Annotated in this window: 10 protein-coding genes; 5 read left to right on the plus strand and 5 right to left on the minus strand. The window is 45.6% G+C overall.

The window, feature by feature from the left end:
* Position 1: 1 nt before the first annotated feature.
* Complete coding sequence (locus CVP04_RS05115; protein WP_100296444.1) at positions 2 to 1,396, plus strand: uroporphyrinogen-III C-methyltransferase; 1,395 nt, start codon at positions 2 to 4, stop codon at positions 1,394 to 1,396.
* Positions 1,397 to 1,408: 12 nt separating this feature from the next.
* A complete protein-coding gene (locus tag CVP04_RS05120; protein ID WP_100296445.1) occupies positions 1,409 to 2,680 on the plus strand; it encodes a heme biosynthesis protein HemY in 1,272 nt (423 codons plus the stop codon).
* Positions 2,681 to 2,796: 116 nt separating this feature from the next.
* On the opposite strand, the gene nfuA is transcribed toward CVP04_RS05120, so the two are convergent.
* Together nfuA and CVP04_RS05130 are read right to left on the minus strand one after the other, a co-directional pair.
* On the minus strand, positions 2,797 to 3,381 hold the full coding sequence (nfuA, locus tag CVP04_RS05125) for a Fe-S biogenesis protein NfuA (RefSeq protein ID WP_100296446.1): 585 nt from the start codon (positions 3,379 to 3,381) through the stop codon (positions 2,797 to 2,799).
* Between the two features lie 78 nt (positions 3,382 to 3,459).
* The gene (locus CVP04_RS05130) at positions 3,460 to 4,146 is read right to left on the minus strand and encodes an amidophosphoribosyltransferase (protein WP_100296447.1); all 687 of its coding nucleotides are present in this window, start codon (positions 4,144 to 4,146) and stop codon (positions 3,460 to 3,462) included.
* A 145-nt stretch (positions 4,147 to 4,291) separates the two neighbouring features.
* Here CVP04_RS05130 and CVP04_RS05135 point away from each other — a divergent pair, with 145 nt between their 5' ends.
* Entirely contained in the window at positions 4,292 to 5,104 is an 813-nt protein-coding gene (locus CVP04_RS05135) for a Cof-type HAD-IIB family hydrolase (RefSeq protein WP_100296456.1), read from the plus strand.
* A gap of 37 nt (positions 5,105 to 5,141) precedes the next feature.
* Here CVP04_RS05135 and CVP04_RS05140 read toward each other — a convergent pair whose 3' ends face one another.
* Positions 5,142 to 5,855, minus strand: coding sequence for a tRNA1(Val) (adenine(37)-N6)-methyltransferase (locus CVP04_RS05140; RefSeq protein WP_100296448.1), 714 nt, complete (start codon positions 5,853 to 5,855; stop codon positions 5,142 to 5,144).
* Positions 5,856 to 5,936: 81 nt separating this feature from the next.
* On the opposite strand from CVP04_RS05140, the gene srmB reads away from it, so the two are divergent.
* Positions 5,937 to 7,265 (plus strand): ATP-dependent RNA helicase SrmB, encoded by a 1,329-nt coding sequence (srmB, locus tag CVP04_RS05145; protein WP_100296449.1) that lies wholly within the window; start codon positions 5,937 to 5,939, stop codon positions 7,263 to 7,265.
* Positions 7,266 to 7,332: 67 nt separating this feature from the next.
* Here srmB and xylB read toward each other — a convergent pair whose 3' ends face one another.
* The gene (xylB, locus tag CVP04_RS05150) at positions 7,333 to 8,775 is read right to left on the minus strand and encodes a xylulokinase (protein WP_100296450.1); all 1,443 of its coding nucleotides are present in this window, start codon (positions 8,773 to 8,775) and stop codon (positions 7,333 to 7,335) included.
* A 70-nt stretch (positions 8,776 to 8,845) separates the two neighbouring features.
* Complete coding sequence (gene xylA, locus CVP04_RS05155; protein WP_100296451.1) at positions 8,846 to 10,165, minus strand: xylose isomerase; 1,320 nt, start codon at positions 10,163 to 10,165, stop codon at positions 8,846 to 8,848.
* A gap of 268 nt (positions 10,166 to 10,433) precedes the next feature.
* On the opposite strand from xylA, the gene xylF reads away from it, so the two are divergent.
* Complete coding sequence (xylF, locus tag CVP04_RS05160) at positions 10,434 to 11,432, plus strand: D-xylose ABC transporter substrate-binding protein (RefSeq protein WP_100296452.1); 999 nt, start codon at positions 10,434 to 10,436, stop codon at positions 11,430 to 11,432.
* Positions 11,433 to 11,551 lie beyond the last annotated feature (119 nt).

Here is an 11,551-nt window from a genome sequence, read left to right on the forward strand (position 1 = left end):
TATGGCTGAAAACAACGCAACAACGTCCGAAAACAATGAAGTGCCCGAAACGGAGAACAACGGCGCAGAAAGCGCGCAAAATTTAACGTCGCCGGAAAGCGAAAACGCCTCGTCCGTCGATGCCTTACAGGTTGATAATACGGAGGAAAAAAACGCCGTGGAAAATACTCAAACTCAAGTTCAAGCATCCAAACCGGAAACCGTCGTGATCAAAAAAGGCGGCTCAGGTTTAGCGTTATTAGCGATTCTGATCGCGCTCGGTGTCGGCGGCGCGGGCTATTATTTCGGTCAGCAACAAGTGCAAGAATTTCAACAAAAACTGACCGCACTTGAAAGTCAAATCGGAGCTTTACCGGCTGTGCCGAAAAATATCGCAGCAACCAATCCGGCGGAATTAGAACAAGCACGCGCGCAAATCGCGCAATTAGCCGATAACACGCAATCCACCGTCGGCAAATTGGAGCGTTTGGAAAAAGAATTATCCCTTAAAGATCAAGCCATTAACGCCTTACAAACGCAAATCAATCGTTTAAGTTCCGAAACCAAAGCGGAACAGCCGAACGATTGGCTATTGTCGGAAGCGGACTTTTTATTAAACAATGCGTTGCGTAAATTGGTATTGGATAACGATGTGGATACCGCCGTTTCTTTGTTAAAAGTTTCCGACGAAACCTTGGAAAAAGTCACGGATCCGCGCGTAGTTGCCGTGCGCACGGCAATTAATAGCGACTTAAAACAATTATTATCGGTGAATAATGTGGATCAAAACGCGATTATGCAACGTTTGTCGCGTTTGGCGAACAACCTCGACGAATTGACCGTATTAAACGTGAATTTTGACGAACCGAATAACGGATTAAGCGATTCCTTAGACGATTGGAAAGAAAATGCGGAAAAAAGCGCCACCTCGTTTTTAAATCATTTTATTCGCATTACGCCGCGGGATAAGGAAACTAAAGCCTTATTAGCGCCGAACCAAGACGTTTATTTACGCGAAAATATCCGCTTGCGCTTGCAGTTGGCGATTATGGCGGTGCCGCGTCAACAAAACGAATTGTATAAACAATCTTTGGAAACCGTGGCGTCTTGGGTGAGAAGCTATTTCGATACCAACACGGAAATTGCACAAGACTTCTTAAAAGAAATCGACGATCTGGCGGATCAATCCATTTATGTGGACACGCCGAGCCAACTTAACAGCTTGAATGTTTTGGATAAATTGCTCAATAAACAACCGCAAGAAGTGCAAAAAATCGAAATTTCCGTCGATAAAGCAATAACGGAAGAAGCTAACGACACGGCGAAAGAAGAAAAAGCGGAAGAAACTCCGGCGAAAGCGGACGAACCACCTGCGGAAAATGCACCTGCCGAACAGCCGTCGCAACAGCAACAGTAGGAGAAATAGATTATGTTTAGAACACTGTTTTTAATGCTGGTGCTACTTGCCGGATTAATCGCCGGGCCGTATCTTTCCGGCAAACAAGGTTATGTGCTGATTGAAACCGGCTCTTACAGCATTGAGATGTCAATTACCACCTTAGTGGTTTTCTTCGTCATCGCAATGGCAATCGTTTATGCCGTCGAATGGGTCGTCACTCGCTTCTTCCGCTTAAGCAGCAATACTTACGGCTGGTTCTCCCGCCGCAAACGCATTAAAGCGCAAAAACAAACCCTCGAAGGGCTAATGCGAATGAACGAGGGCGATTATTCGAAAGCGGAAAAATTAATCGGCAAAAACGCCAAACATTCCGACGAACCGATTTTAAACTTCATTAAAGCGGCGGAAGCGGCGCAACAACGTGGCGACGATTTCAGCGCAAATAATTATCTTATCCAAGCCACCGAATTGGCGGGTACGGATAATTTGGTGGTTGAAATCGCGCGCACCCGTATTTTGTTACAACAAAATAAATTGCCGGCGGCGAGAAGCTCGGTGGATAGCTTGTTAGTAATGACCCATCGCAATAAAGAAGTGCTTAAACTTGCGGTTGAAATTTATTTAAGATCAAAAGCTTATCAAGCGCTAGATAAAATCTTGGATCAAATCGAAAATTCGGGTTTATATTCGCCGACGGAATTCGTCGAACTGCAACATCAAGTCGAAGACGGCTTGTTGGATGAAAAAATGAACGAAGAAGGCGTGGACGGTTTACTTGAATGGTGGGACAACCAATCGCGTAAACGTCGCAATGATCTTTATGTTAAAGTCGGTTTAATCAGCCGTTTGATTGACTGTAACGATCACGAAAGTGCGGCGGAACTTGCCGTAGAAGCGCTGAAAAAAGTCGATGATCACAGCCCGCTCAGCCAACAACTTTGTCGCCAAATTACCCGTTTGCAGCCAAGCGATAACAGCAAATTGCTCAAATTGGTGGAAAAACGCATTAAACAAGCAGGTGAAAATCAATGTTGTTGTATGAATCGCGCATTAGGTTATCTCTATGTGCGCAATAACGAGTTTGCCAAAGCAAGCAATGCGTTTAAGAAAGTGATTGAGAAAAAAGATCACCTCGAACCGCACGACATTACGATGGCAACCTATGTTTTCGAACAAAACGGTGACATAGAAGCGGCGCGTCAATTACGCGAAGAAAGTTTGAAATCGGCAATGTCCGTTCAAGACGTCCCGCAACCGGAAAAAGAAACGGAAACCGATAATCTTATGTTAGAACGAAAATAACCGTTTTCAAATAGTCAAAATGCCGCATTAATGCGGCATTTTTGTTATGTTTTGAGTCGGCGTTCAGCAGCAAAAAGTGCGGTGAATTTCACCGCACTTTTCGCCGAATACCTTTCTTAATAATAAGAATGTTCGCCGCGTTGATGTTCGGTGACGTCTTTTGCGCCTTTTAATTCATTCGGGAATAAATCGACCAGTTGTTTTTCAATGCCGTCTTTCAAGGTGACATCCACCATTGAACAGCCGTTGCAACCACCGCCGAATTGTAACACCGCATAGCCGTCGTCAGTGATTTCGATTAAGGTGATATGACCGCCGTGCCCCGCCAACTGCGGGTTAATTTGCGTTTGAATCACATATTCCAAACGTTCGATTAATGGCGCATCATCGGCGACTTTGCGCATTTTCGCATTCGGCGCTTTCAATGTGAGCTGCGCACCCAATTCTTCTTTAACATAATCGATTTCCGCATCTTCCAAAAACGGCAAACTGATTTCATCGACAAAAGCGGAAAAAGTCGCATATTGAATTTCCGTATCGCTGGCTTCCACCGCATTCGGCGGGCAATAAGACACGCCGCATTCCGCACCCGGCGTGCCGGGATTTACAACAAAAATACGAATGTTCGTACCTTCTTCTTGTTGATCGAGCAGTTTTCTGAAATGCGCTTGCGCCGCGTCTGAAATAGTAATTTGTGGCATAATAAAATTCCTCGGTTAATACTTGAGCCGTATTGTCGGAATAATACTCTCTGCCGGACTTTTTTTCCACCTTTTATTTTATGCCCGTGCTAATCCCCACACCTGAATATGCCGAATACCGCTTTGGCGCAGCTTTTTGGCGATTTCGTTTAAGGTCGAACCCGTAGTGATCACATCGTCCACCAACGCAACGGAGCGATAACCGTACTGCGCAATGCGTTCGTCAACAACGAATGCGCCGCGTAAATTATTACGCCGCTCTTTAGCGCTGAGCCCGCGCTGTGTCGGTGTGTGTTTCGTCCGTTTCAGCAAGGCATTATTTTTCGGCAGCGCCAAATAGTTCGCTAATTGTGTTGCCAATAAATCCGCCTGATTATAGCCGCGTCGCCATTGACGAAAATGGTGTAACGGCACGGGCAAAATCACCTCCGGAAAAGCCAATCGATGACTGCGCCGCGCCTCATAAATCGCGAGCAGCAATAAACGCGCCAAGGTTTTATCCAACCAAAACTGTCGTTGAAATTTAAAGCGATGAATCAACACGGAAAGCGGTTCGCTGTAACGCCCGACGATCACCATTTGATCCCAAGCCGGTTCATCGCGTAAGCAGTTGCCGCAATGTTGCGCATAAACCGACACGGGCGAACCGCAACAGCCGCAATAGGTAAAACGACTGATATTTTTGTTACATTTGCTGCACAAACCGTGCGAGGCAATCGCCAGCGTTTTTCCGCATTGCACGCAAGCCGCGCCGAATAAATTCATCTGATTTTTTTACCGCACTTTTTATATTTCCGAGCCATTAGCATAAAACAAACGCAGTATGATGAAATTTTTTTCGCGAAATTTTACGATCCGGATCGCAATAATGCTAAAATTTGCCGGAAAAAATTACTATAAGGAGCATAAATTGAGTATTCCTAATTATCGCGAACAAATTAAAGCCGTCTTTTTTGATATTGACGAAACCTTATTCGTCAAAAATAAAGCGCATTTGCCCGAAAGCGTGATTCCGGCGATTCAAAAATTGCACGCAAACGGTATTTTAGTCGGCATTGCAACCGGTCGCGCCCGTTGCAGTTTTCCGGAGAAACTTAATCGCGTGATCGAGCAAGAAAATATTGATCTTTTCGTCACAATGAACGGACAATCGGCGACTTATCGCGGCGAAGTGATCGAAAAACATCCGATTCCGACGGAAAAAATCGTAAAACTGGTCAACTTCTTTGATCAACACGGCGTCGATTACGCCTTTGTGACAAATGAACAAATTCGTGTCTCGGCGATTACACCGAAATTGCGTCACGCCTTTGATCCGATCACCACCAATTACAGCGTGGACAAACATTATTATAACCAACGGGATATTTTCCAAGTGTTGCCTTTTTATGATGAAAGTTTCGATCAGGCGGTTGCCGATGCGCATATTTTGGACGGATTAAAAACCGTTCGCTGGCACGAGGATTCCGTGGATATTTTCGATGCGGAAGGATCGAAAGCGCGCGGCATTGCGGCGGTCGCGAAGCATTTGGGTTTCACAATGGAAAACGTAATGGCGTTCGGCGACGGGCTGAACGATATGGAAATGCTGTCTGCGGTCGGCGTGGGCGTAGCGATGGGCAATGCGCACGAAAAATTGAAACAAGTCGCAACGCATATCACCGATCACATCGAACAAGACGGTGTTTATAATTTTCTGTTGAAAGCCGGTTTAATTGACTAGTTCCACACAATGCGGGCGATTCACGCCCGCTTTCGCTTTAATATTTCAAATAAAAATCCCGAATCAAGCGGATAAAATCAGGATGATAACGGTTTTCCGCTGTATAGATCGTCAGTCGGCTGTGTTCCATCGGCTGCGCCCGTTTGGAAAATGTCAGCAGAATTCGATGCGGATCTTTGCCTTGTTTAGTCGTAATTTCACAGCGTTTCGCGCAGTAAAGTGCGGTCTGTTTTAATAACATTTCTCCCGCGTCGAAAGGCAAAATAAAGTGAATGTTGCCGTTATCCGTTAAACAGGTTTCGGCGGCGTTCAGCCAATCGGAATGTTGTCCGTTCACGGTGTAACGCGCCACGGTTCGCTGGGCGGAACGGCACGCCGAGCTTTGTTCAAAATAAGGCGGGTTGGCGGTGATAAGGTCAAACTGAGCCGGATGATTGCGGGCGAATTCCAGAATATCTTGCCGATATAGGCGCATTCGCGCTGCCCAAGGCGAGCGGTCGATATTTTCTTGCGCTTGCAGACAGGCATCCGGATCGATTTCCACCGCGCTAATGCGGCTCTCCGGCGCGCTGCGTTGCGCCAACATCAGTGCAACCAAGCCGCTGCCCGTGCCGAAATCCAACAAATTTCGCGCACCTGCCACATCCGCCCACGCGCCGAGCAATACGCCATCCGTGCCCACTTTCATCGCGCAGCGATCGTGATTAACGTGAAATTGTTTGAAGGTAAAACCGTTTTTATTGCTTGCCATAAATATCCCGAAAAACCACCGCACTTTCGCGATAAAGTGCGGTATAATCCGCGTTAATTTTATCACAATAGAACAAGAAAAATGACATCCGCACAATTTGAAGACTTTGATTTAGCACCGGAATTATTAAAAGCCATCACACAAAAAGGCTATAAACGTCCGACCGCCATTCAGCAAGAAACCATTCCCGCCGCAATGGAAGCGCGCGACGTATTAGGTTCCGCCCCGACCGGCACGGGTAAAACCGTTGCCTTTTTGTTGCCGGCGTTGCAACATTTATTAGATTATCCGCGCCGCAAACCGGGCGCGCCGCGCGTGTTGATTCTCACCCCGACGCGCGAATTGGCGATGCAAGTTGCCGAACAAGCGGAAGAATTAGCCGCCTTCACCAAATTAAGCATCGCCACCATTACCGGCGGTGTGGCGTATCAAAATCACGGCGAAATTTTTAACAGCAATCAAGATATTGTCGTCGCGACACCGGGACGTTTATTGCAATATATCAAGGAAGAAAATTTTGATTGTCGCGCGGTGGAAATTTTAATTTTTGACGAAGCGGACAGAATGTTGCAAATGGGATTCGGGCAAGATGCGGAGAAAATTGCCGCAGAAACCCGTTGGCGCAAACAAACCTTTCTGTTTTCCGCCACCTTAGAAGGTGAATTATTGACGGATTTCGCCGAGCGCTTATTGAATGATCCGATTAAAATCGATGCGGAACCGAGCCGCCGCGAGCGCAAGAAAATCCAGCAATGGTATTATCACGCCGACAGCAACGAGCATAAAATCAAATTGCTCGCGCGTTTTATCGAACAAGAGCAAGTGTCGCGCGGGATTGTTTTCGTGCGCCGGCGCGAAGATGTGCGCGAACTCGCCGAAACCCTGCGTAAACGCGGCATTCGTAGCACTTATTTGGAAGGTGAAATGGCGCAAACGCAACGTAATAACGCCATTGATAAGCTCAAAAACGGCATTGTCACCGTTCTAGTGGCGACGGATGTGGCGGCGCGCGGTATCGATATTGAAGATGTCAGCCATATTATGAACTTCGATTTGCCTTACAGTGCCGACACCTATTTACACCGAATCGGCCGCACCGCCCGCGCCGGTAAAAAAGGCGTCGCGGTGTCATTCGTCGAAGCGCACGATTATAAATTGCTCGGCAAAATCAAACGTTACACCCAAGAATTACTCAAAGCCCGCGTGTTGGAAGGGTTAGAACCGCGTACCAAACCGCCGAAAGACGGCGAAGTTAAAACCGTCAGCAAAAAACAAAAAGCGCGCATTAAAGAAAAACGGGAAGAAAAGAAAAAAACCGAGCAAAAGAAAGCAAAATTGCGGCATAAAGACAGCAAAAATATCGGCAAACGCCGCAAACCAAGCGGCTCGGCAAATGTAGCCGAAAGCTAGCCGAGTTTTCTTTTTCCGCATAAAAATACGCCGCATATTTGTTTGTATGCGGCGCGTTTTTATATCTTTAGTCTTTCAATTTTTGGTAAATTTGCGCAAATTTTTGCCGTTTTTCTTGATAATATTCCGTGCGTTGCGGATTCGGTCGGTACACCGCTTCCAAATTTAACGGCTGACAGAAATTCGCGATCTCTTCATTCGGATGCAAGGCGATTTGCGCCAATTTCGCCGCGCCTAATGCCGGTCCCACATCGCCGCCAGTACGATATTCCAAGGTTTGCCCGCTAATATCCGCCAATAATTGCCGCCAATACGCGCTTTTCGCCCCACCGCCGATCAAGGCGATACTTTCCGCTTTCACCCCGCTTTCGTGCAGTACGTCAATGCCTTGCACCAAGGCAAAACTCACGCCTTCCACCACCGCTTTTGCCATTGTGATTTGATTGTCATTATGGGTTAACCCGTAAAATACGCCGGTGGCGAACGGATCGTTATGCGGCGTGCGCTCGCCGGATAAATAAGGTAAAAAAATCGCCTGAGAATCCACCGCACTTTTTTCCACCGCTGCAAATAATTGTTTTACGTCGGCAAAACCAAGGGATTTTACCGCCCAATCCACTGCCGATGCCGCACTTAAAATCACCGACATTAAATGCCAGCGATTAGGCAACGCGTGGCAGAAACTATGCACCGCTTTTTGCGGATTGGCACGGAATTGATCAGCAACGACAAAATACACACCCGATGTGCCGAGCGACAACATTGCTTGCCCGCTTTGGCATAAACCAATACCGATTGCGCCCGCCGCATTGTCACCACCACCTGCCACCACCGGCACACTCGGCATTTTCCAATTTTGCGCAATTTCTCGACGCAAATAACCCGTAATTTGATTACCTTCAAATAGGCTCGGCATATGTTCTAAATCCAATCCGCAAGCATTCAGCAAGGTTTTATCCCAGCAACGATTCGCCACGTCCAACCACATCGTGCCGGCGGAATCGGACATATCGGAGGCATATTCGCCGGTCATTTTTAAGCGCAAATAATCTTTCGGCAACAGCACCTTCGCGACTTTTTCAAATAGATTCGGCTCGTTTTTCGCCACCCATTTCAATTTCGGCGCGGTAAACCCCGGCATCATTAAATTACCGGTAATTTCCCTAGAATTGGTAACAAGCTGTTCCAACTCCACACATTCCGCACTGCTCCGCCCGTCATTCCATAAAATCGCCGGACGCAATATTTGATCGGTGCTATCCAACAAAGTCGCACCGTGCATCTGTCCGGTCAAACCAATGGCTTTAACTTGGCTTAAATCTTGTTGATTTGCCAACTCCTGCATCGCTAAATCCGTCGCCGCCCACCAATCCTGTGGATCTTGCTCCGACCAAAGCGCCTGCGGACGAGAAATCGGCAAAGGCTGATGGCTCACGGCAAGAATATTCTGCGCTTCATCCAGCAACACCACCTTCACGCCCGACGTACCGAGATCAATACCGATATACATAACAATCTCCTTATAAAAAAGTGCGGTAAGTTTTTTAAAAGTTTTTAAAATCTTACCGCACTTTCGGTTCTTATTTATAAATATAACTATTCACCAAATTTTCCAAATATTCTTGCTGACCGGAGATCGGTTTCGGATTGAGTTCGTTTTTCTCAACCAGTTGCGCCAAACTTTCTAAGGAAGCTTTTCCGGTTAAAATTTGCTGACCAAGCTCGCCATTCCAACCGGCATAACGTTGTTCGACCACATTTTGTAATACCTTATCTTCCAACATTTTCGCCGCGCGTTTTAAGGATAAGGCAAGCACGTCAATGGCGCCGATATGTCCGTGGAACAGATCATAAGGATCGATACTTTGACGGCGAATTTTCGCATCAAAGTTAAACCCGCCGGTGGTAAATCCGCCGTGTTTTAAGATTTCATACATCACCAAGGTATTTTCTTCTACACTGTTCGGGAATTGGTCGGTATCCCAGCCTAATTGCGGATCGCCGCGGTTCGCATCAATGGAGCCGAAAATATCCAACGCACAAGCGGTCGCTACTTCGTGTTGGAAGGTATGTCCGGCAAGGGTGGCGTGGTTGGCTTCAATGTTCATTTTGATTTCTTTTTCCAAACCGAATTGTTTTAAGAACCCGTAAACCGTTGCTACATCGTAATCATATTGGTGTTTGGTCGGTTCTTGCGGTTTCGGTTCGATGAGCAAAGTGCCTTTGAAACCGATTTTATGTTTATGCTCCACCACCATTTGCATAAAGCGACCGATTTGCTCGCGTTCGCGTTTTAAATCGGTGTTCAATAAGGTTTCATAGCCTTCACGTCCGCCCCAAAGCACATAGTTTTCGCCGCCTAAGCGTTTGGTTGCATTCATCGCACTAAACACTTGCGACGCCGCCCAAGCAAACACTTCTGGATTCGGATTGGTCGAAGCGCCGGACATATAACGCGAATTGGTAAAACAGTTTGCCGTTCCCCATAATAATTTTACGCCGGTTTGCGCTTGCTTTTGCTCTAAAATATCCACAATGGTATTGAAATTGTGTTGATATTCTTTAAACGAGCTGCCTTCCGGCGCCACATCGATATCGTGGAAACAATAATAAGGCACGCCTAATTTGGTGAGAAATTCAAACGCAATATCCGCTTTTTGCTTCGCGCCCGCAAGCGGATCGGCTTGTTTTTGCCAACTGCGATCTAACGAACCTACGCCAAACATATCATTCCCGTTCCAGCAAAACGTATGCCAATAACACACCGCCAAACGCAAATGCTCCGCCATTGTTTTGCCTAAAATCACTTGATTGGCGTCGTAATGTTTAAACGCAAACGGATTAGTGGAGTTTTCGCCTTCATAACGGATTTTTTCAATTTTGTCGAAGTAAGTGGTCATAATATTTCTCCTAAAATGACGAAGTAGGTTTTAGTTTCGGCAATATCATCGTGCAAAAAGGCGCATAGCTTCAATTATGTTATTTCATTTAATTATTCAGATAATTCGTTATTGTGGATAACGTCACAAAAAACAAAAAACGTAATTCCATTGGAAAATCTGATAATTGAATTTGTTCCATTAGAAAGATAAAACTGTTGCCAGAGTAAGCATTAGGGCTTGTTAACCCTACTCTATCCCTTCAACTAAAAATTATCGAGGTGATCTTATGAAACTTAAAACCGCTTTACTTTCGGTTGCTGCTGCGTTAATGATTTTCAGTAATCCTATTAGTGCGAAAGATTTAAAAATCGGTATGTCCATTGATGATTTACGTTTGGAAAGATGGCAAAAAGACCGTGATATTTTTGTGGCAAAAGCCAAAGCTTTGGGCGCGGATGTGTTTGTGCAATCGGCGAATGGTGATGCCTCCGCACAGATTTCTCAAATTGAAAATATGATTAACCGTAATGTAGATGTGTTAGTCATTATTCCGTTTAACGGTGAAGTGTTGGGCAATGTGATTGATGAAGCTAAGCGTGAAGGTATTAAAGTTTTAGCTTATGACCGTTTAATCAATAATGCTGACTTGGATTTCTATGTGTCTTTCGATAATGAGAAAGTCGGTGAATTACAAGCTCAAAGTATTTTAGAACAAAAACCGCAAGGGAATTATTTCTTAATGGGCGGTTCACCGGTAGATAACAATGCGAAATTGTTCCGTAAAGGTCAAATGAAAGTATTACAACCGCATATTGACAGTGGAAAAATCAAAGTGGTCGGCGATCAATGGGTAGATTCTTGGCTTGCGGAAAAAGCGTTGCAAATTATGGAAAATGCGTTGACCGCAAACAAAAATAATATTGATGCCGTTGTGGCGTCCAATGATGCGACGGCAGGCGGTGCAATCCAAGCATTAAGTGCGCAAGGTCTTTCCGGCAAAGTGGCGATTTCCGGTCAAGATGCGGATTTAGCCGCAATTAAACGTATTGTTGAAGGTACGCAAACGATGACAGTCTATAAACCGATTACGACATTGGCAGATAAAGCGGCTGAAATTGCGGTGACTTTGGCTAAAGGCGATAAACCACAAACCAATTCCGAATTGAACAATGGCTTGAAAACCGTACCGGCATATTTATTAGATCCGATTGTCGTGAATAAAGACAATATTGAAAGCACGGTGATTAAAGACGGCTTCCATACTAAAGACGCTATTTATAAATAGGGTTTGTTGATCTTTTAAGACTGAAATATTTAGTTTTGGGGCTGTATTAGATTAGCCCTAAATTCCACACCATTTTCGCAAGGTTTTAAGTTGCTTTTTTGGGGTACCAAAGTTAAACC

Origin of the sequence: Caviibacterium pharyngocola (assembly GCF_002795405.1) — a bacterium.
In the GTDB taxonomy this organism is placed as follows: domain Bacteria; phylum Pseudomonadota; class Gammaproteobacteria; order Enterobacterales; family Pasteurellaceae; genus Caviibacterium; species Caviibacterium pharyngocola.